General features: G+C 41.1%; 1 protein-coding gene. It reads left to right on the top strand.

The features are described from left to right. Positions 1 to 618 (top strand): IS4 family transposase (locus tag HC728_RS20450; RefSeq protein WP_190395988.1); only part of this gene is annotated, 618 nt, incomplete at both ends.

The raw sequence follows: 618 nt of genomic DNA, 5'->3' as shown, positions 1-618 counted from the left end.
ACCATCAAGAATTTAAAGCACAACGTAATAATTCATCTGAGAATATTTACCCTAAAATACGTATGGTTTGCTTGATGGAGCTTACGAGTCATCAGCTAATTGATAGTGCATTCTCTGATTATCGAACTAGCGAAATGCGGCTTGCAGAAGAGCTAATTGAACAAACTCCAGATCATTCGCTTACTATTTTTGACAAAGGATATTACTCTCTAGGGCTACTTAACCGCTGGAACAAAGTAGGTCAAGAAAGGCATTGGATGCTCCCTGTGAGAAAAGACTTCCAATATGAAATCGTTCATAAATACAGCCAGAGTGACGCTATCGTTGCTATCAAAACAACTCCTCAGGCAAGAAAGAAGTTCAGTGACCTCCCTGAGGTAATCGAAGCAAGGTTAGTGTCGAAAATGATTAAGGGTAAGAAGTATCAGGTGCTTACATCGATGCGTGATGGGTTGCGCTTTCCTGGTGAAGACATCGTAGAGCTCTATCGTTACCGTTGGGAAATTGAATTAGGTTATCGTGAAATGAAGCAAACCTTGCTTGATAGCGAATATACATTACGAAGTAAGCGCCCTGATATGGTCAAGCAGGAACTCTGGGGTATTTTGCTAGCCTACA

Source organism: Aliivibrio sp. S10_S31, assembly GCF_014694495.1.
Classification (GTDB): Bacteria; Pseudomonadota; Gammaproteobacteria; order Enterobacterales; family Vibrionaceae; genus Aliivibrio; species Aliivibrio fischeri.
The sequence above is the reverse complement of the archived record's forward strand: the minus strand, read 5'-3'. Positions and strand labels throughout refer to the sequence as shown.